This window comes from Aminobacter sp. UC22_36, from assembly GCF_044056035.1.
Lineage (GTDB): Bacteria > Pseudomonadota > Alphaproteobacteria > Rhizobiales > Rhizobiaceae > Aminobacter.
This window is the reverse complement of record NZ_CP171995.1, coordinates 327546-347547: the sequence shown is the minus strand read 5'-3', so window position 1 is coordinate 347547 and position 20002 is coordinate 327546. Positions and strand designations below refer to the sequence as shown.

The window sequence follows — 20002 nt, the reverse complement described above, 5'->3', positions numbered from 1 at the left end:
GGCAGGATCTCGAACGGTCAGCTTTGCAGACGAGCGTGGGCATCGCCGCAAAGCATCAATCAACGCCCACAGTGCCAATGGGAGTCTTCACATGAAAAAATCGCTGCTGTCAGCAGTTGCCTTGACCGCGCTGGTCGCGTTTGGCGGCAATGCCTGGGCCGACATCGTGATCGGCGTCGCCGGCCCGATCACCGGTCCGAACGCCGCCTTCGGCGCACAGTTCCAGAAAGGCGCCGAGCAGGCGGCCGCCGACATCAACGCGGCCGGCGGTGTGCTTGGCCAACAAATCAAGATCCGGGTTGGCGACGACGTTTCCGATCCGAAGCAAGGCATTTCGGTCGCCAACAAATTCGTCGCCGACGGCGTCAAATATGTCGTCGGCCATTTCAATTCGGGCGTGTCGATCCCGGCATCCGAGGTCTATGCCGAAAACGGCGTGCTTGAGATTTCGCCTGCTTCGACCAATCCGCAATATACCGAGCGCGGCCTGTGGAACACCTTCCGCACCTGCGGCCGGGACGACCAGCAAGGCAAGGTGGCCGGCGACTACATCGCGGCCAACTTCAAGGACGCCAAGATCGCGATGATCCACGACAAGAGCCCCTACGGCCAGGGCCTCGTCGACGTTGCGAAGAAGGTGCTGAACGGCAACGGCCTCAACGAGGTGCTGTATGAAGGCATCAACATTGGTGACAAGGATTTCTCGGCCCTCATCGGCAAGCTGAAGGAGGCCGGCGTGACCTTGATCTATTTCGGCGGCCTGCACACCGAGGCCGGCCTGATCATGCGCCAGTCGGCCGACCAGGGCCTGAAGGCCATTCTCTTCTCAGGCGACGGCATGGTGTCGAATGAGCTCGCTTCAATCGCCGGCGACGCCGTGGTCGGCACCTTGAACACCTTCTCGCCCGACCCGCGCAAGAACCCGGCGGCGAAGGATCTGGTCGAGAACTTCCGGGCCAAGGGTTTCGAGCCGGAAGCCTACACCTTGTACTCCTACGCCGCCGTTCAGATCATCGCCGCCGCCATTGCCAAGACGGGCTCGGCTGACGACGGCCAGAAGGTCGCCGAGACGATGAAGGCGAACGGCCCGTGGACGACGGCGATCGGCGACATCGGCTACGACGCCAAGGGCGACATCACGCGTCCTGACTATGTCATCTATGAGTGGAAGAAGGGCGAGGATGGAAAGCCGACCTATTCGGAAAAATAGGCGTCTTGTCACCCAATGATCGGAACTGGAAATGCCCGGTGAGAACCGGGCATTTTTTCGCGGGGCGGACTAGCAACGTCGGGCCGATGCGGCCCTTGTTGATGGCAAGCTCGACCGCAGCCTAATGCGCCGCTTGGTAGATCGCCAGTATGTCTGCACGGGCCAGTTCGCGCGGGTTGTTGTCGAGCAGGCGGCGGATGGCGAAGGCGTCGTCCGCCATCGTTTCCAGGTCGCTATCCGGCACGCCGAGCTGGGACAAGCGCATCTCGATGCCGAGCGACGAACAATAGTCGTGCGTCAACCCGAACACGTCCTGCACGGCCTGGGCCTCCGGCAGGCCGAGGGCCGACAGGATATGGCCCGTCTTTTCCGAGGCCGCCGGCAGGTTGAAAGCGAGGACATGCGGGAAAATCAGCGCGTTGGCGGCGCCATGGGCGATGTGCCAGCGCGTGCCAAGGGGATAGGCGAGCGCGTGGCCGCCGGCCGTGTTGACCGGACCGAGGCAGAAGCCGCCATAGAGCGAGGCGAGCGCCATCCCGGCGCGGGCCTCGACGTCGCTGCCGTCCTTGACCGCGCGGGCGAGGTAGCGGCCGACCAGCTTCACGCCTTCCAGCGCGTAGAGGTCGATCATCGGATGCGCCTTCTTGTTGGTGTAGGCTTCGACGCAATGGGCCATGGCGTCGACGCCGGTCGCTGCGGTGATGGCGGCCGGCACGGTCATTGTCAGCGCCGGGTCGACGATGGCGATGTCGGCCAGCATCTCGATGCTTTCGACGGCGAGCTTGGCCTGCGTATCGGGGTCGGTGACCAGGGCGCGGATGCCGGCCTCGCTGCCGGTGCCCGAGGTCGTCGGCACCTGGGCGAGGGCGACGCGCCGGTGCGCGGCCTTGCCGACACCGACGATGTCCTGCAGCCGCTGGCCGGTGCCGGCCATGACCGAGACCAGCTTGGCGAGATCCATGGCGCTGCCGCCGCCGAAGCCGACGATCAGGTCGGCTTGCGACAGCGCGGCAAGTTCAAGCACTTTTTCGAGGTTGGGCAGGTCGGGTTCAGGGCGCACCTCGCCGAAGACGACCGTTTCGATGCCGAGATCGAGTGTCGCCACGCGTGTGGCATTGAAGGCATCGGCGACGACAAGAGCTTTTCTGACATTGCGAGCCTTCACCCAGCCGGCGAGCCGCGACACCACACCGGGACCGAACTCGATGACCGGCGGACGAACGATCGAAATGGGCGTGCTGAGATCGTTCATCGTCATGGCTCCAGCTGGATGTGGCGGCCGCGCTTGCGCATCACAAGGCCTGTGGCGAAAGGCGGACGTATTTGATGGCGCGGCGGAAATAGGTGAAGGCGACGTGGATCGCCCCGTCCGGGGTCGCAAAAATCGACGGGTAGGAGAACTCGCGATTCAGCCCGTCCTTCGAATTATTGGTCAGGCAGAAGCCGTCGCCGGTCTCGAGGTCGATCCGGTTGCCGAACGTTTTGCCGCCATCGGACGAGAAGGCGAGGCAAAGCGGCGCGCGCGGCACGCCCCAGACGGCCTTGCGCCCCTCCGGCTTGGCAGCGGGCTCGGTCGCCAAAGGCTCGTCACCCTCGATCTCGTCGTAGAGCGACAGCCGGCGATCCTCCGACATCGATGCATTGGCATGGTTGTAGACGATGGCGATGCGACCGTCGCCGGTTCGTACCGCTTGCACCGACGAGTTGTTGTTGGGCAGGTCGGTTGCTTCAGGCGCGCTCCAGCTGTAGCCGCCGTCAAACGAACGGCTGCGCAGCACCTGCTCGGAGAAGCGGTTGCGATAAAGCGCCACCATCTCGTCGCCGCCGAGCGGAACGATGTTCATGTGTACGGCGCCGATGCTGTCGGCCACGTCGTGCATGGTCCAGCTGGTGCCGGCGTCACTGGAGATTAGCACGGCGGCGGTGTCGACATCGCCGCTCCAGCGTGTGCCTGATATGCCGATGCAGCGGAACACCGGCAGCAGCCACGCGCCGCTGCCGTTGACGATGATCGGCTGGCGCACGAACGTGCCTGGTATGTCGCAAAGGACGGAAACTTCACCGAAGGACTTGCCACCATCGTCTGAGATGCGTCGCTTGACGACGGCGCCGTCCTGGTGGCCGGAGGTCTGTGAAGTGTAGAGCAGCCAGACCTTGCCGTCGGGCGCATTGAACAGCAGCGGGTTTTGTTCTGACTTCTCAGGATCGTCGGACATCTTCTCCGGTGCCGACCAAGTGTCGGAACCCGGCGCCAGGCGCGACAGGTAAACCGAGATGTCGCCCATGCCTTCCATCGTTCCGCCGAACCAGACGCAGGCGAGCGTGCCATCGGGCAGGAGTGACAGATTGGCGGCGTGGTTCTGCACTGTCGGCGACGGCAGGAAGGCGTCGGCGCGTCGCGGCGATATCTGATGCAACTTGCCGTCCATCTGGGCCGCGACCTCCGCATGGGTCATAGCGGATGATTGCGCTTGGGCTGCTTTGGTGGTCATCGACCTCTCCTTACGGCAGCTGCTCGAGCTGTGGCCGCAGTGCGGCGATCTCGCCATCGCTCAAGCCGACCAGCGGCGGCCGCAGCCGCTGCCAAGCCTTCTCGCCATGCTTCAGGCCGACCATCGCCTTGATGGTCGGTATCTGGGCGTAGCTGTTGGAGAGGTTGCGCCAGGCGTTGATGCGGGCCTGCGCCGCCTCGACCTTGGCTTCCTCGGCCGGGTTGGCATGGTTGTCGAACACCGTGCGCAGCGAATCCGCGATCAGGTTGGAGGTGGCGGTGATGCAGCCGGCGCCGCCTTCGCGCAAAAGCGGCAGCATCAGCGGATCGGCGCCGGGGAACACGGCGAAGCCGGGATAGGCCTTCACCAGCGCCTGCATATTGGCGAAGTCGCCCTTGGATTCCTTGATGCCGACGACTGTCCTCGGGAAAGCCTGGATCAGCCGGCCGACGAGCTCGACCGACAGCGAAATGCCGGAGACCTGGGGGATATGGTAGAGAACGACCTTGAGCCGGTCGTCAGCGACACCTTCGAGAATGCGCGCATAGGCGTCGAACAGGCCGTCGTCGGACACGCCCTTGTAGTAGAAGGGCGGCAGCATCACGACCTTGTCGATGCCGATCGAGAGCGCATGACGGGTCAGTTCGATGGTCTCGGGGATGGCGGCGACGCCGGTGCCCGGCATCAGTCTGTCGGCCCCGACGCCTGCCTTGACGACGCTTTCCAGCATCGCCTTGCGCTCTGTGAGCGAGAATGAATTGGCCTCGCCCGTGGTGCCGAGCAGGGCGACGCCATGGCAGCCCTCGTCGAGCAGCCGCCGGCAATGCTTGGCGAGCAGGCCGTGATCGGGCGAAAGGTCGGCGTTGATGGGCGTGGCGGCGGCGGAGAAGACGCCCGAGATGGCAAAACTGGTCATGCGGTCACCCGAGGCGTTCCGGCGAGCTTGCGCGCATAAGCGATCGCCGCATTCATGTTGACGTGATTGGCCTTGCCGGTTCCGGCAATGTCGAAGGCGGTGCCATGGTCGACCGAGGTGCGGTCGATCGGCAGGCCAAGCGAGATGTTGACGCCGCTGTCGAAGGCAACGAGCTTCATCGGGATGTGGCCCTGGTCGTGATACTGCGCGACAACGAGGTCGAAGGCGCCGGAATAGGCGCGATGGAAGACGGTGTCAGGCGGAACCGGTCCGTAGGCATCGATGCCCTCGGCCTTGGCCGCCGCCACTGCGGGCGCGATAAACTCGTCGTCTTCGGTGCCGAACAGGCCGTTTTCGCCGCAATGCGGATTGAGCCCGGCGACCGCGATGCGTGGGTTTTCGACGCCGATGCGGCGCAGGTGGCGGTAGCCGGTGCGGATGGTCTCGAGGATGCGCTCCGGCTTCACCCGGGCGATTGCGTCTTTCAGCGACACATGGGTCGAGACGTGGATCACCGACATGCGCTCGGCGGCAAGCAGCATCCATGACGAGCGCGAGCCGGTGAGATGGGCCAGCATGCCGGTGTGGCCGTCATAGTGATGGCCGGCGAGGTTGAGCGCCTCCTTGTTGATGGGGGCGGTGACGATGCAGCCGATTTCGCCCGCGGTGGCTGCTTCCACCGCGCGGGCGATGAAGCGGAACGAGGCGTCGCCGGAGCGGGTGTCGATCTTGCCGAATGCGATCGGGCCGCCCTCGATGGCGACGTGCTCGACCGCCACGGTGTCGGCTCCATCGGAGGCCGAGGCGAATTTCAGTGGCGCGCCGACTATCCTTGCCGCCGCCTCGAGGCTGTCGCGATTGCCGAAGACGCGGACAGTGGCGCGGTCCGCGGCACTCATCTCGGCCAGCGACTTGCAGATGATCTCGGGACCGACGCCCGCCGGGTCCCCCATGGTGATGCCAATCGTGCGGCTAGAACTCGCCATCGCTCCCTGTCCGTCTTGTCGCAGTGCCGGTCGTTCGGCTCCCTGCGTTTTCGGAATCCTCCCGAGCGCATGCGCCCCTGGGGCGCGAACTGCATTCGGCTTGAAGGCCGGAAACTGACCGCAAGCGGCAAAGTTGTCAAGTTGCTTTTTCTGTCGACTGGTTTTCGGCGCCTCCGTGCCGTCGCATAATGCGTTGATATTGTGTGATAATTTATGTACCATTTCACTGATTGCTAACTTTCATATCTCGCGATTTGAAAAAATGAATTGACATGTTTACAATATGGCGGCATTTGTTCGGCCACGGTTGCCGCTTCCGTGTCTGCTGCCATTGCATCAGACCAGAGCATCGCCGTTCATGGATTTCACGGGAGGAATGTCATGTCGAAACGGATTTCCGAGACTGCACAGTCACACGCCGGGATGACCCGCCGCGATGCGCTCAGGCTTGGCCTGGGCGGTGCTGTTGGCTTCACCTTGCTCGGGCTCGATGCCAAGATCGTCTTTGCGCAGGAAGGCCAAGTGCTGAAGGTTGCCAATCCTGCCTTCAACCAGGACTGGTCGCCGTTGCGCGGCGGTGGCGTGCCCTATCGCTGGAACTCGGCCTGGTGGGCCTCGCCGATGTATTTCGACAGCGAAGGCAAGATTTCACCCCTACGTCTTTGCCAGCTGGGAAGGCTCGGCCGATTCCAAGACCTGGACCTTCAAGCTCGACCCCAAGGCGACCTTCTCCGACGGCAGCAAGATCACCTCGGCCGACGTCGCCGGGTCGTGGAACGTGGCGGCGATGCCGGGCACCAAGAGCCAGCGCGCCGACCAGGTACTCGGCAAGGTCGCAGGCTTTGCCGAAGTGACCGGCGGCAGCGCCAACACCATTTCCGGCGTTGCAACTCCCGACGAGGGCACCGTCGTCGTGACCCTGAACGAAGCCGACCCGATCTATTTCATGCGCGTCGCCAACCACATCGTGCCGATCACCAAGGCTTCGCAGTCGCGCGGCGAGGACGGCAACGAGATCCAGGACTGGTTCACGCCCGATGCAGGTGCCGTCTATTCCGGCCCGTTCAAGCTGACCAGCATCGACATCGACGGCGGCAAGCTGGTGTTCGAGCCGAACGAGAACTTCTTCGGCCCGAAGCCCAAGCTGGCCCGCATCGAGATCACCTCGATCGAGGACAATGTGACGGCGACGTCGCTGCTCAAGTCGGGCGAGTTCAACGCCCACACCGAGCTGGTCACTTCGACCATCGTCCAGGATCTTGGCGCGGAATTCGCTGCCGGCCCGCTGATCCCGACCAGCCAGCACTTCTGGTTCAATTCCAAGCGCGCGCCGATGGACGACCCAAAGGTTCGCCAGGCGCTGATCATGGCAGTCGACCGCGATGGCCTGATGAAGGCCTCGTTCCCCGACGGCCCGCACAAGAAGACCGATCAGGTGCTCAACTCGGTGCCTGGCGCCGACAATTCCGGCTTCGAGCCATACCCTTACGATCCGGAAGGCGCAAAGAAGCTGCTCGCCGAGTCGACCTATGGCGGCCCGGAGCGCCTGCCCAAGATCCTGTTCGTCGGCATCTCCTCGCCGGCCAACGAGGCGGCAGCCCAGTTCATCGCCGAGCAGTGGCGCCAGAACCTCGGCATCACCGCCGTCGACATGAAGCCGCAGCAGGATGCCTATGCCGGTCCCGACCAGAACGCGGTGCAGATCTTCCGCGACGACGTCGGCACCCGCGTGCCGGACGCGGCGAGCTATCTCGCCGGCTCGATCGCCTCGACCTCGTCCAACGCCCAGAACAAACTCGGCGGCTACAAGAACGACAAGGTCGACCAGTTGCTGGCCGAAGCCGCCACCAAGGCAGCTGACGATCCGCAGCGCATCGCCCTTGCCCAGGAGGCCCAGAAGGCCTTCCGCGAGGACTGGACCTTCATCCCCTGGTACGCGCAGGCGATGTCGCGCTGGGCCAACGCCAATGTGAAGGGCATCGACAAGAACCTCGACTGGCAGGTTGTCGCCCCTTGGGAAATCACCGTCGGCTGATGCCCGGTGACGCGCACGGGGGCTTGGCCCCCGTGTTATGCTCCTCTTTGGAACTTACCGAGCGGTGGGAGGCCGCCCGCCATGCTGCGTTATATTGCAACACGGCTGCTGCTGTGGATCCCGTCCGTTCTGCTGGTCATGCTGGCGGTCTACGCCATGGCCTATTTCGGCGCCGGCGACCCGATCAAGCTGATCTTCCTGCGCGCGCCCGGCGACGTCGCCTACAATCCCGAGAAGATCGAGGCGATCCGCGAAGCAGCCGGGCTGAACCGGCCGTTCCTCGCCCAGTTCGCCAGCTACATCTTCAACCTGTTGCAGGGCAATTTCGGCAATTCGCTGACCTCGGGACGTTCTGTCTGGGCCATGGTTTCCGCCGCGGCCCCGGTCTCGTTCAAGCTTGGTCTGTGTGCCGTCGTGCTGACCGCCATCGTTGCCGTTCCGCTCGGCATGATCGCGGCGATGAACCAGAACACCAAAATCGACTATGCGATCCTCGGCTCGGCGCTGTTCCTGTGGGCGATCCCGGCCTATGTCGCCGGCCCGCTTCTGATGGTGCTTTTGATCCTTTTCCTGCCCGGTGGCAGCGTTCCCTACGGCTGGGGCGGCATCTTCGACGCACGCATCATCTTGCCGCTGCTCGTTCTCTCCTTCCAGCCGATCGCGCTGATCGTGCGCCAGACGAGGGCCGCCGTGATCGAAGTGCTGTCTGAGGATTTCGTCCGCACCGCCCGGGCCAAGGGCGTGCCCGAAATGGTGGTGGCCTTCCGCCACATCCTCAGGCCCGTGCTGACGCCCGTCGTCACCCAGCTCGGCCTGATCATGATCACCATTGTCAATGGCGCGATCTTCGTCGAGCTGGTGTTCGGGCTGCCGGGGCTCGGCCGCCTGACCGTCTCGGCGCTGACCAATTCCGACTATCCCGTCATCCTGGCCATCACGCTGATCGGCTCTTTCCTGGTGATGCTGTCGAACCTTTTGGTCGACGTGCTCTACCCGCTGCTCGACCCGCGCGCCAACGACACGATGAGGAGCCGCTGACATGACGATGACCCCCGTCAATCTGTCCTCATCGGTGGCCGACGACGAGCCCCCCGTCAGTCTGTGGCGCGATGCCTGGCACCGCCTGGTTCGCAACAAGCTGGCGGTCGCCGGTCTCGCAGTCGTTATCCTGCTCGCCTTCGTCGCCGTCTCCGGTCCCTGGCTGACGCCCTACGACTTCCTGACCCAGGACCTCAACGCCCGCAACCAGGCGCCATCCCTCGCGCACCTCTTCGGCACCGACGATCTCGGCCGCGATGTCTTCTCCCGCGTCGTCTACGGCACCCGCACTGCCTTCGTGGTGGCAATCGTGGTGACGACGATCGCCGTCGTCATCGGCGTCACCCTCGGCGCCATGGCTGGCTTTTTTGGTGGCCTGTTCGACCGCATCGTCATGTGGTTCACCGACATGACGATGTCGGTGCCCAACCTGCTGCTGGTCGTCGTCATCAACGCCTCGCTCAAGACGCCGATCACCGCCTGGATGGAGGCGCGCTACCAGGCGACGCTGAACCCGTTCTACCGCGAAACCATCTGGGTCGACTTCCTGCTGGTCTTCGGCTCGATGGCGCTGATCAGCTGGCCGCCTTATGCCCGCCTGGTGCGTGCCCAGGTGTTGTCGATCCGCGGCCGGCCCTATGTCACGGCGGCACGCGCGCTCGGCCTGACCAACCGCCTGATCCTGATGCGCTACATCGTTCCCAACGCCATCGGTCCGCTGATCGTCTCGGTCAGCGCCGGCCTGGGAACGGCGATGGTGCTTGAAAGCGCCTTCTCCTTCCTCGGCGTTGGCGTCAATCCTCCGACGCCCAGCTGGGGCAACATGATCTCCGACGGCCTGCGCGTCTGGCAGCACTACCCACACCTGCTCGCCGCACCCGCAGCCGTGCTCGGCCTCGCCACCGTCGCCTTCTCGTTCCTCGGCGACGGCCTCAACGACGCTCTTAACCCGAGGGGCAGCAAATGACCGCTCCCGAAATCCACAAGCCGCTGCTCGATGTTCGCGGCCTGACCATCGAGATCGAAACCCGCCGTGGCCCGGCCATCATCGTCGACGGCATCAATTTGACCGTCGGCAAGGGCGAGACGGTGGGCGTCGTCGGCGAATCCGGCTGCGGCAAGAGCCTGACCATGCTCTCCCTGGTGCGGCTGTTGCCCAACAAGATCAAGGTCAGGGGCGGCACCGCCGAGTTCGCCGGCCGCGACCTCTTAAAAATGTCGAAGTCGGAGCTGCGCCAAGTGCGCGGCGGCAAGATAGGCTTCGTCTTCCAGGATCCGATGACCTCGCTCAACCCGGTGATGCGCATCGGCGACCAGCTCTGCGAGCCGCTGATCTACCATCGCAACATGAACAAGGCCGACGCCCGCAAGCGCGCCATCGAACTGCTCAAGCTGGTCGGTATTCCCGGCCCCGAGCAACGCATCACCGCCTATCCGCACGAACTGTCGGGCGGCATGCGCCAGCGCGTGATGATCGCCATGGGCCTTGCCTGCGACCCGGAGCTGTTGATCGCCGACGAACCGACGACCGCGCTCGACGTTACCATCCAGGCGCAGATCGTCGACCTGGTGAAGGACCTGCGCAAGAAGCTCAACATGTCGGTGGTATGGATCACCCATGACCTTGCGCTGATCGCCGGTCTCGTCGACCGCGTTGCCGTGCTCTATGCCGGGACCGTGGTCGAGGACGCGCCGGTTGGCGAACTGTTCGCTCGCCCGACCCATCCCTACACACGCGGCTTGCTCGCCTCGATCCCAAAACTCTCCGACGAGCAGGCAAGCCGCCTGTCGTCGATCGGGGGTACGCCGCCCGAGCCCGGCCGTCGCCCGAAGGGCTGCCCGTTCGCGCCGCGCTGCGCGCTTGCGGAAAAAGTGTGTCATGAAAGCGTGCCGGTGCTCGAGCCCGTCATTGGACAAAGCGGCCATCGCGTCGCCTGCTTCGTAGCGCAGCGCCAGATGAGGGAGGCCGCGTGATGGCTGCCGAACCGCTGATCAAGGTCGAGAACCTCGTCAAGCATTTCGTCGTCCGCCTCGGCGCCTTCGGCGAACGCGGCGCAACCGTCTATGCGGTGGACGACGTCAACTTCGACATCTTCGCCGGCGAAACGCTGTCGCTGGTCGGCGAATCCGGCTGCGGCAAGTCGACGACCGGGTTCACCTTGCTGAACCTGCAGAAGGCGACGTCCGGCAAGGTGATATTCCAAGGCGAGAACATCGTCTCGCTCGACGAAAAGCGCATGCGGCCTTATCGGCGCGAGCTTCAGATCGTCTTCCAGGATCCCTATTCGACGCTCAACCCGCGCATGACCATCGGCGAGGTGGTCGGTGAGCCGATCTTGTTCCACAAGCTCGCGACCAAGGCCGAACTGCCGGAAAAGGTGGCACGCCTGCTGGCCGATGTCGGCCTTCCCGCACGTTTTGCTTCCCGCTACCCGCACGAGCTGTCGGGCGGCCAGCGCCAGCGCGTCGCCATTGCCCGGGCGCTCGCTTGCCAGCCAAAGTTCATCGTCTGCGACGAGGCGATTTCGGCGCTCGACGTCTCCGTGCAGGCACAGATTATCAACCTGCTGCTCGACCTGCAGGATAAATACGGGCTGACCTATCTGTTCATCGCCCACGACCTTGCTGTCGTGCGACATATCAGCGACCGCGTCGGGGTCATGTATCTCGGCCGTCTTGCGGAACTCGCGACGCGCAAACAGCTGTTTTCCAACCCGCTGCACCCCTACACCAGGGCACTGCTTTCGGCAGTACCGGAGGCGGATCCGGAGCTCGAAAAGACAAGGCAGCGGCAGATCCTTGTCGGCGACGTGCCGAGCCCGCTGGCCCCGCCGGCAGGCTGCCGCTTCCACACCCGCTGCCCGATTGCCATGGACAGGTGCAAGACGGTCGTGCCGGCGTGGCGGGAGGTTGTTCCCGGCCACCACGTCGCCTGCCATGCCGTCGGAATGGAAACTGCGGGATGACGCTGATGCTCGCCATCGTCGCCGACGACCTGACCGGAGCGCTCGACACCTCGGCGCCCTTCGTGGCATCGGGCCTCAAGGTGGCGGTGGCGATGACCTCTGAAGCGATCGCCAGGGCGTTGGCGAGCGAGCCGGACGTCTTTGCCGTCAGCACGGCTTCGCGGGCGCTGCCGGTGGAGGTCGCTTCAGCCCGGGTACGCGACGTGGCGAGTCGATTGATGCTGCATGCCCCTGGCATCGTCATGAAGAAGATCGACTCCCGGCTGAAAGGCCATGTCGGCGCCGAGGCCGATGCGCTGGCCGAGGTCTCCGGCCGCGAGGCGCTGGTGGTGGCACCCGCCGTTCCGGACCAGGGTCGCACCACACGCGACGGTGCAGTCGTCGGTCGCGGTGTCGATATCCCCTTGCCTGTCTTGCCGATATTCTCCGGGATCGCCAGGCGCGTTTCCGTCCGCAACGCCGCCACCGATACCGATCTCGATCAGGTCGTCACTGGTACCGACTGGAGCAACAGCGTTGCGGTTGGGGCGCGGGGGCTGGGTCTGGCCTTCGCCCGTCATCTCCGGGCCAACGACAATTCGAAGCGTGCCACCTCGTCGGCAGGCGACCAGAACGTGCTGTTCGCCTTCGGCTCGCGCGATCCCATCACCGACCAGCAGGTTGCCCGGTTGATCGAGAATAACCCTAGCGTCGGTGTTGTCGACGCCCTGAACGGTCGCTTCGCCTTGCCGGTAGCGAACACCCTACCGACGGTTGTCCGCTGCACCGGAGAGATGGTCGAGGAGCCGGCCCGCATCGCCGCGCGCTTCGCGGAATCCGTTGCGGATGCCGTTCATCGGCTCCGCCCCTCGACGCTGGTCATGGGCGGCGGCGACACGGCATTGGCTATACTTGGCGCGCTTGGGGTGGACGTGTTATTTCCGCGGGGCGAGGTGGCGCCGGGTTTGCCCTGGTTCACCATTGCGACACGCCATGGCGAGGGGCTGAGCTGTGTCGTAAAATCCGGCGGATTCGGGACGGTCGCGGTACTTTCCGATCTCTTGGGACCGCCGACCGGAGAACAGGCGGAATTCACATGACGACCGAATTGCAGCAGGACGGAACCGAGCCGGACGCGCCCGAAACAGGCGAAAAGTCGGCCAACGGTAGCACCAAGGGCGTCTCCAAGGCGCCCAAGCTGGTCGACAAGGTGTTCGACCAGCTGCAGGAGCGCATCGTCTCAGGTGAATTCCCCTCCGGCTCGAAGCTGCCGGGCGAACACGACCTGGCGACGCTGCTCGGCGTCTCCCGGCCGGTGGTGCGCGATGCGCTGGGCCGCCTGCGCGACGTCGGCCTGGTTTACTCTCGTCAGGGCTCGGGCACCTATGTCCGCGTCTTCGACACCCAGAAGACCAACCTCGGTTTCTCCCCGGTCAAGACCATCGCCGACATCCAGCGCTGCTACGAATTTCGCCTGACCATCGAGCCGGAAGCCGCCTATTTCGCCGCGCTCCGCCACGACGCCACCGCGATGCAGAAGATGCGCGCTGCACTCTCCGAACTGCGCGACGCGACGCGCGACCAGACGCACCGTTCCGACGTCGACTTCCTGTTCCACCGCTCGGTGGCGGAGGCCGCCAACAACCACTATTACACCGCTTGTCTCGACGCCCTGCGCCAGCACATCGCCGTCGGCATGAACCTGCATGGCCTGTCCTTGATGGGTCCGCTGACCAAGCTCGAACAGGTTTATGACGAACATCGCGGCATCTGCGACGCCATCGCCGCAGGCGAGGCGGAGCTGGCGCGCGACCGCATGCGCGAGCACCTCGAGGGCTCACGCAATCGCCTGTTCGAAAACAAGGTGCTCGACCTCTCGCGCTGACCATTGGTCGGCAGAACTCCAGCTGCATCAGCGGCACCACAGGAAAGAACGATGACAACGACGATCGTCACGGTCGGCGGCCGTATGGCTGCCGAGGGCCTTGCCATGCTCGAAAACGCAGGCGTGGCGTGCATCTCGACAGAGCCCTATCCGACAAAGCCGGAGATCATGGCGCTGGTCGAACGCCACCAGCCGGTGGCACTGGTGGTGCGGCTCGTGGAACTGATCGACGCCGATATGTTGGCGGCATCACGCAATCTGAAAATCGTCGCCAAGCATGGCGTCGGCACCAATGACATCGACGTCGCCGCCGCTGCTGGGCTCGGCATTCCCGTTATCATGGCGACCGGCGCCAACGCCCACTCCGTTGCCGAACACGCGCTCGGGCTGATCTTGGCGCTGGCCAAGGATTTCCTGCGCCAGGATGGCCACATCCGCAACGGTCGGTGGGACAAATCGCTCTATCGAGGGCGCGAGCTGCGCGGCCGAAAGCTCGGCCTCGTCGGCTTTGGCCTGATCGGCCAGATCCTTGCCCGCATGGTCGCTCCGATCGGCATGCAGGTCTCGGCCTACGACCCGTTCGCACCGGACGGGGCCTTTGCCGGTGGCATTATCCGCGCGACATCGCTCGACGCGCTTTTGGCCGAGAGCGATGTCGTCAGCCTGCACTGTCCGCTGACCGACGGCACGCGCGGGCTGATCGGCGCGCGTGAGATCGCGCTGGTGAGGCCGACGGCCTTTCTCGTCAATACGGCACGTGGTGAGGTCGTCGATGAGCCGGCCTTGATTGCCGCCCTCCAGGCCGGGCGCATCGCCGGTGCCGGGCTCGACAGTTTCGCCGAGGAGCCGCCGGTCGCAAGCCCGCTGTGGCAGCTGCCCAACGTGATCCTGACGCCGCATGTCGCCGGCGTCACCGAGGACGCGCGGCGCGCCGTCTCGATCATGACCGCCGAAAACCTACTGGCCTTCCTTCGCGGTGAGCCACTCGCCAAGAACCTCTATGCAAGGGCATGACAATGGCCTCAGATGACACGCGCCACGACGTCGACACGTTGACCGATCTGGCTTTCGCCCTTTTCAAGGCGGCAGGCCTTGAGCCCGACAAGGCCCATGCGGTCGCCGAAATCCTTGTCGAGGCCGACCTGATGGGCCACACGACCCACGGGTTGGCCCTTGCCCCATGGTATCTCGACAGCATCCGCAACGGCGTCATGACCAAGTCTGGCGCGCCTCGGGTGATCTCGGACCGTGGCGCCTGCGTTGCCTGGGACGGTTTGCGCCTGCCCGGCGCCTGGCTGACGGCGACCGCCATGGACCTCGCCGTCGAGCGTGCCGCCACCTACGGCACCGTCACCGTCACCATCGGCAATAGCCATCACATCGGTTGCCTCGCAGCCTATCTCACCCGCGCCACCGATCGCGGCTACATGGTGTTGCTGGCAAGCTCCAGCCCCTCGGGCGCGTCGGTTGCCCCCTTTGGCGGCACGCGCGGCGTCTTCACGCCCAACCCCATCGCAGCCGGCATCCCGACCGGCGGCGACCCGATCCTGATCGACGTCAGCGCCTCGATCACCACCAACAATATGAGTTCTCGGCTGATCGCCGAAGGCCGGACATTCGAGCACCAGTGGCTGCTCGACCGAGACGGCAACCCGACCAACGACCCCAACGTGCTCAACGACGGCGGAACGATCTTGCCGGCCGGCGGCCTCGACCACGGCCAGAAGGGCTACGCGCTTGCCATATTGGTGGAGGCGCTGACTCAGGGGTTGGCGGGTTTCGGCCGCGCCGACAAGCCCGAGGGCACCAACGCTTCGGTGTTCCTGCAGGTCATCGACCCCACCGCCTTCGCCGGCGAAGCGGCCTTCGTCAGCCAGACCGGCTGGCTGGCCGATGCCTGCCGCAGCAATCCCCCCCGCCCGGGCGTCGAGCGCGTCCGGCTGCCGGGCGAAAGTGCTGCCATGCGCAAGCGCAAGGCGCTCGCCGAGGGCGTGACGCTGCATCAGGGCGTGTTCGACAAGCTGTTGGCACAAGCCGCTCGGCTCGGCATCGAAGCTGGCCCATAGCTGCGGGACGCTAACAACGAGGAGGGGCTTCTGCCTTGAATTGCGACTTTGCAGCGAACCAAAGGATATCGCAAGCAAGGAACGCAGATGAAACGCACCTCGCAGATTGATCTGTATGAGCGGCCAAGATCGGCCGCTCGCTTCGGGCGGGGTCAGTGTCAATGTGATCGGCGCGAAGCACGCCTCGGCGGCGGTCCGGCCAGCCTCGACTGTTGCATAGTCGCGCGCGGCACATAGCCATTGAGATAGCGGCGAGGCAGAGCTCGCCGGGAAAACTGCGCCTCGCAAGCCGGGGCTATAGCGAGGACAAAATTATCGATAAGCGCATCGATAAATCGCGGATACCTGCCCGACATGCCCTACGGTAATCCTGAACCTGCCCCTGGCGACATACCAACGGGCACTGAACACTGGGAAAGAGGTCGTCCCGAGCTGTTCAGGGAAAACAAAAACTGCTGGATGAAAAAGCCAGCCCGTGGGGAATTGTCATGATCCTGAAAAATGTGAGGAACTCTCTCTCAGCCTATGCCGTGTTCGCCGCGTGCGGCATTGCGGTTTCGGCAGCCCAGGCAGCCGAAGTCACCGTCGCTGTCGGCGGCGGCGTGATCCAGGAAGTCGGCCGCGAGACGCTGTGGGGCCCGGCCGCCAAGACGCTCGGCGACACCGTGCGCGAAGAAACCATCAACGACGCCTATGCATCCGTGAAATTGCAGGCAGCGGCCAATGCCGTGACCTTCGATCTCGTCCAGACCAACGCCTTCCAGGCTGAAAAGGGCGGTCGCGAAGGCCTGTTCATGCCGCTCGACTACAGCGTCATCGACTCCAAGGACTTCATCGACGGCACGGCGCAGAAATACTGCATCTCGGCGCTGATCTTCTCCTGGGTCATGGCCTGGAACACCGATGCGTACAAGGACAAGGCGCCGCAGACCTGGGCCGACTTCTGGGACGTCGAGAAATTCCCCGGTCGCCGGGCGATGCGCAACGATGCCGAGGCTCAGCTCGAGATCGCTCTGCTCGCCGATGGCGTGCCGATGGACAAGGTCTACGAGGTGTTGCAATCCGAAGGCGGCATGCAACGCGCGCTCGACAAGATCGAACAGTTGCGTCCGCATATCGCGGTGTGGTGGAATTCGGGTGCCCAGCACGCGCAGCTGATGAAGGACAAGGAAGTCGACATGTCGGTGGGCTGGAACGCCCGTTTCGAGGCGGCCAAGAAGGACGGGGCGGCGATCGACTACACCTTCAACCAGGGCATCATGAGCATGGATTGCTGGGCCGTACCGGCCGGAGCACCACATGCCGCCGAAGCGATGAAGATGATCAACGAGATGTCCAAGCCGGAAGCCCAGGCGAAGTTCTCGGTCGGGGTCAAGTATGGTGCCGCCAACAAGCGCGCCTATGAGACCGGCCTGATCCCCGATGACGTGTCGAAGAAGCTGCCGACCTATCCTGACAACGCCGCGCACCAGCTCGCGCAGCGCAATGAATGGTGGGTTGAACATGTCGGCGAAGCCCAGCTCGGCTTCCAGGAAATGATGTCGCGCTGAGCGACAGGGAACGGGTCGGCTCGAGCGACATGACAAGTGCTGCGTTCATCGAAATCCGCAATCTTTCGAAAGCCTACGGAGCTTTCCGCGCCCTCAACGACGTCGATCTCGACGTCGGGCGCGGCGAGTTCCTGAGCGTTCTCGGGCCCTCGGGCTCCGGCAAGACCACCTTGTTGATGGCGCTTGCCGGGTTCGTCAGGCCGGATCGCGGACGCATTGGTGTCGATGGGCGCGACCTTGTCCGCCTGCCGGCCAACAAGCGCGGCATCGGCGTGGTGTTCCAGAACTACGCGCTGTTCCCGCACATGAATGTCGCCGCCAATGTGATGTTTCCTCTGCGCGTCCGCGGCGTCGGCCGCGCAGAAGCAGCCGAACGCGCCAGGAAGGCGCTCGATATCGTCGATCTCGCCAGCATGGCCGATCGCGATATCGCCACGCTCTCCGGCGGCCAGAAACAGCGCGTGGCACTGGCCCGCGCGGTGGTGTTCGAACCGCGGCTGATGTTGATGGACGAGCCGCTTTCAGCGCTCGACAAGAACCTGCGCGAGCAGATGCAGTACGAGATCCGCAAGCTGCACGATCGGCTTGGCCTGACCACCGTCTATGTCACGCATGACCAGCGCGAGGCTCTGACCATGTCGGACCGCATCGCCGTCATGCGCGACGGCGTCATCCGCCAGCTCGGCACGCCGGCATCGCTGTACCACCGGCCAACGTCGCGCTTCGTCGCCGAGTTCCTTGGCGAGGCCAACATTCTCGAGCTCGATACTGTCGAGAGTTTCGTCGCACCGAAAGGCACCCCCGGCACTCCGGACTGGAAGCTGATGATCCGCGCCGAAGGTTTTTCGCTTGCCGACGCCAGCGGCCATGATCAGGTTTCGTTGGACGGCAAGCTGGCCCGCTCGGTGTTCCAGGGCGACAGCTGGCTCATCACCGTCGATCTGGCGACCGGCGGAACCGTCTCGGCGCGCATTGCCGCGGCCGAGGCGGCGAATTTCAACCTTGTGGCATTGCCCGACGGCGCGCCGCTCAAGCTGCATGTGCGCCGCGACGCACTGATCGCGGTGACCGACGCATGAGCGCGCCCACTTTGACCCTGCGGGCCTGTGCCGGCAGCTTCGACAATTCGGCCGCGCTGCGGCGTGACCAGAAACTTGCGCAACTCGGCTACTTCGGCCTGGCGATTCCAGCGGTACTACTGGTCACCATCGCCATCGTCGTGCCGCTTGCTGCGATGTTCTGGATTTCGATCGCCCGGCCCGACGGCTCCGTGTCTCTCGACACCTATGTCAGGATCCTCAGCACGCCTGTCTATACGCGTTCGGTGCTGACGACGTTCCAGGTCAGCGGCATGACGGTGCTGACATGTGTCGTGCTGGGCACGCCGTTCGCGCTGGTCATGGCCGCTGTCGGCCAACGGCTTGCTTCGATTCTGCTTCTGGTGGTGATGCTGCCGTTCTGGACGGCGCTTCTGGTGCGCACCTACGCGCTGTCGGTCCTGCTGCAGCGCAACGGTCTGGTCAACAGCTTCCTGATCGACACCGGGCTGGTTTCCGAACCCTTGCCGCTGATCAACAACTTCTTCGGCACGATTGTCGGCATGACCCATGTGATGCTGCCGATGTTCATCCTGCCGGTCTATGCGGCGATCAAGCAGATCGACCACAACCTTATCCGCGCCGCTGCCAGCCTGGGCGCGAGCAAGCTTCTGACCCTGCGGGCGGTGATCCTGCCACTGGCCGCCAACGGCATCTTCGCCGGTGCGGTGCTGGTGTTCGTGCTCAGCCTCGGCTTCTACGTCACGCCGGCCATCCTCGGTGGCGGTCGCGTGCCGATGATCTCGACCCGCATCGAACAGAACGTCTCGGTGCTTTCGGACTGGCCGGCGGCGAGCGCGCTCGGCGTGCTGCTGCTGTTGTCGGTCGGACTGGTTTTCCTTGTTACCTTTCTGCTCCGGCGCAGCATCAAGGCTCTGGGAGGCTCCGCCAATGTTTGACGGTTTCGATATCGCATGGCCTCTGCGCCTGGCGATCGGCGTCTTCATGGCGCTGGTGGCGGTGTTTCTGCTGGCGCCTTCACTGATCGTGGTGCCGATGTCTTTTTCGGCGTCCGAACTGCTGCAGTTTCCGCCGACCGAATTTTCGCTGCGCTGGTGGCAGGAGTATTGGCAGTCCGACCTGTGGATGCCGGCGACCAAGACCAGCCTGCTGCTGGCCACCGTCACCGCCGCCGGCGCCGTACCGATCGCCTTCGCCGCCGCCTATGCCACGACCCGTTCGCTCGGCTGGGCCAAGCTGCCGCTCTATGGCGTGCTGCTGATGCCAGCCACCGTGCCGCCCATACTGGTCGCCATCGGCCTGTTCTTCGTGCTTGCCCGAATGCATCTCGTCGGTTCGTTCCCGGGCCTGTGGCTGGGGCATACGGTGATCGCGATCCCGACCGCCTATGTCATCCTGTCGGCAGGCTTCGCACGCTTTGACTTCACCCAGGAAAAGGCTGCCCGCAGTCTCGGCGCCGGTTGGTGGCGGTCAATGGTGTCGGTCGTCATCCCGCAGATGCGCTTCTCGCTGCTGTCGGCGGCATTGCTGGCCTTCCTGACCTCCCTCGACGAGGTCATCGTCTCAATGTTCGTCGGCGGTGGCGCCAATACCACCTTGACCAAGGTGATGTTTCTGGGCCTGCGCGACCGCGTCGATCCACAGGCTGCGGTGATCTCGACGATCTGGATCGTGCTTGTCGCCATTGTTGTGACGGTGGTGTTCGGGCGCCAGCGGCAGGAGCGTTCATGACCGGTCCCCAATCAGGCTCCGGCCGACCAGCGCACCCTTCCGCGCCGGCAGCTTTTCTGCCAAGCTGATGGCCAAGGCGGCGAGAAGTCG

At 64.4% G+C, this 20002-nt stretch carries 17 protein-coding genes and 1 pseudogene; 14 read left to right on the top strand and 4 right to left on the bottom strand.

The features are described from left to right. The first annotated feature begins 91 nt into the window (after positions 1-91). On the top strand, positions 92-1210 hold the full coding sequence (locus ACHMW7_RS01615) for a branched-chain amino acid ABC transporter substrate-binding protein (protein WP_395446694.1): 1119 nt from the start codon (positions 92-94) through the stop codon (positions 1208-1210). Between the two features lie 121 nt (positions 1211-1331). On the opposite strand, the gene ACHMW7_RS01610 is transcribed toward ACHMW7_RS01615, so the two are convergent. From ACHMW7_RS01610 to pdxA, 4 genes are read right to left on the bottom strand one after another with little or no spacing between them, the layout of a single operon-like run. After that, the gene (locus ACHMW7_RS01610) at positions 1332-2462 is read right to left on the bottom strand and encodes an iron-containing alcohol dehydrogenase (protein ID WP_395446693.1); all 1131 of its coding nucleotides are present in this window, start codon (positions 2460-2462) and stop codon (positions 1332-1334) included. A 40-nt stretch (positions 2463-2502) separates the two neighbouring features. After that, positions 2503-3666 carry an exo-alpha-sialidase gene (locus ACHMW7_RS01605; RefSeq protein ID WP_395446698.1) on the bottom strand — a complete coding sequence of 388 codons (1164 nt, stop codon included), beginning with the start codon at positions 3664-3666 and terminating at the stop codon, positions 2503-2505. Between the two features lie 46 nt (positions 3667-3712). Continuing rightward, positions 3713-4618 carry a dihydrodipicolinate synthase family protein gene (locus ACHMW7_RS01600; RefSeq protein WP_395446692.1) on the bottom strand — a complete coding sequence of 302 codons (906 nt, stop codon included), beginning with the start codon at positions 4616-4618 and terminating at the stop codon, positions 3713-3715. Further along, a complete protein-coding gene (gene pdxA, locus ACHMW7_RS01595; protein WP_395446691.1) occupies positions 4615-5604 on the bottom strand; it encodes a 4-hydroxythreonine-4-phosphate dehydrogenase PdxA in 990 nt (329 codons plus the stop codon). Before pdxA ends, ACHMW7_RS01600 begins: the two co-directional genes overlap by 4 nt. Positions 5605-6081: 477 nt before the next feature. Between pdxA and ACHMW7_RS01590 the strand changes: the two are divergent. From ACHMW7_RS01590 to ACHMW7_RS01530, 13 genes and pseudogenes are all read left to right on the top strand, one after another. Further along, positions 6082-7639: pseudogene (locus ACHMW7_RS01590) on the top strand (ABC transporter substrate-binding protein). Positions 7640-7720: 81 nt separating this feature from the next. Next, complete coding sequence (locus ACHMW7_RS01585) at positions 7721-8677, top strand: ABC transporter permease (protein ID WP_214391794.1); 957 nt, start codon at positions 7721-7723, stop codon at positions 8675-8677. Positions 8678-8684: 7 nt separating this feature from the next. After that, positions 8685-9644: an ABC transporter permease gene (locus ACHMW7_RS01580; protein ID WP_395446697.1), complete on the top strand. Its 960-nt coding sequence runs from the start codon at positions 8685-8687 to the stop codon at positions 9642-9644. Then, the gene (locus ACHMW7_RS01575) at positions 9641-10651 is read left to right on the top strand and encodes an ABC transporter ATP-binding protein (RefSeq protein ID WP_395446690.1); all 1011 of its coding nucleotides are present in this window, start codon (positions 9641-9643) and stop codon (positions 10649-10651) included. Before ACHMW7_RS01580 ends, ACHMW7_RS01575 begins: the two co-directional genes overlap by 4 nt. Further along, positions 10651-11643, top strand: coding sequence for an ABC transporter ATP-binding protein (locus ACHMW7_RS01570; protein ID WP_395446689.1), 993 nt, complete (start codon positions 10651-10653; stop codon positions 11641-11643). The genes ACHMW7_RS01575 and ACHMW7_RS01570 overlap by 1 nt, the downstream gene beginning before the upstream one ends. Then, entirely contained in the window at positions 11640-12722 is a 1083-nt protein-coding gene (locus ACHMW7_RS01565; RefSeq protein ID WP_395446688.1) for a four-carbon acid sugar kinase family protein, read from the top strand. Before ACHMW7_RS01570 ends, ACHMW7_RS01565 begins: the two co-directional genes overlap by 4 nt. Beyond that, positions 12719-13507 carry a FadR/GntR family transcriptional regulator gene (locus ACHMW7_RS01560; protein ID WP_395446687.1) on the top strand — a complete coding sequence of 263 codons (789 nt, stop codon included), beginning with the start codon at positions 12719-12721 and terminating at the stop codon, positions 13505-13507. The genes ACHMW7_RS01565 and ACHMW7_RS01560 overlap by 4 nt, the downstream gene beginning before the upstream one ends. Positions 13508-13558: 51 nt before the next feature. Next, complete coding sequence (locus ACHMW7_RS01555) at positions 13559-14521, top strand: hydroxyacid dehydrogenase (protein WP_395446686.1); 963 nt, start codon at positions 13559-13561, stop codon at positions 14519-14521. After that, positions 14518-15573, top strand: coding sequence for an Ldh family oxidoreductase (locus tag ACHMW7_RS01550; RefSeq protein WP_395446685.1), 1056 nt, complete (start codon positions 14518-14520; stop codon positions 15571-15573). The genes ACHMW7_RS01555 and ACHMW7_RS01550 overlap by 4 nt, the downstream gene beginning before the upstream one ends. A 488-nt stretch (positions 15574-16061) precedes the next feature. Next, a complete protein-coding gene (locus ACHMW7_RS01545) occupies positions 16062-17123 on the top strand; it encodes an ABC transporter substrate-binding protein (protein ID WP_395446684.1) in 1062 nt (353 codons plus the stop codon). A 29-nt stretch (positions 17124-17152) separates the two neighbouring features. Next, a complete protein-coding gene (locus tag ACHMW7_RS01540; RefSeq protein ID WP_395446683.1) occupies positions 17153-18202 on the top strand; it encodes an ABC transporter ATP-binding protein in 1050 nt (349 codons plus the stop codon). After that, complete coding sequence (locus ACHMW7_RS01535; protein WP_395446682.1) at positions 18199-19119, top strand: ABC transporter permease; 921 nt, start codon at positions 18199-18201, stop codon at positions 19117-19119. The genes ACHMW7_RS01540 and ACHMW7_RS01535 overlap by 4 nt, the downstream gene beginning before the upstream one ends. Then, on the top strand, positions 19112-19912 hold the full coding sequence (locus ACHMW7_RS01530; protein WP_395446681.1) for an ABC transporter permease: 801 nt from the start codon (positions 19112-19114) through the stop codon (positions 19910-19912). The genes ACHMW7_RS01535 and ACHMW7_RS01530 overlap by 8 nt, the downstream gene beginning before the upstream one ends. Positions 19913-20002 lie beyond the last annotated feature (90 nt).